Genomic DNA, 249 nt, shown 5'->3' with positions numbered 1-249 from the left:
GCGGTGGTCGCCGACGGCGTGGTCCCGGTCGGTTCCGGCCAGGCCGACCTCACCCACGCCCAGTTCACCGACGCACTGTGGGGTGCCGGGGTCGCCGCGGCCGCCGACGCCTTCGTCGAGCAGGCGGAGGTCCTGCCACGACCGCTCGTCGTGACCCTGCACGACCTGCCCGGCGCCGACCCCGACCCGGCCCGCGACGTCCGCCGGTCCGCCGGCTACCGGCGCGTGGTCGCCGTCGCCGACGCGGTC

Annotated in this window: 1 protein-coding gene; it reads left to right on the top strand. The window is 78.3% G+C overall.

Annotated features, from left to right (window positions below; all coding sequences use genetic code 11):
* Positions 1 to 249, top strand: a 249-nt coding sequence (locus GTW08_RS08735; protein WP_202416780.1) for a hypothetical protein, incomplete at both ends; no start/stop codon positions are given.

This window comes from Pseudonocardia sp. SID8383 (assembly GCF_009864975.1).
Taxonomy (GTDB): Bacteria; Actinomycetota; Actinomycetes; order Mycobacteriales; family Pseudonocardiaceae; genus Pseudonocardia; species Pseudonocardia alni.
The sequence above is the reverse complement of the archived record's forward strand: the minus strand, read 5'-3'. Positions and strand labels throughout refer to the sequence as shown.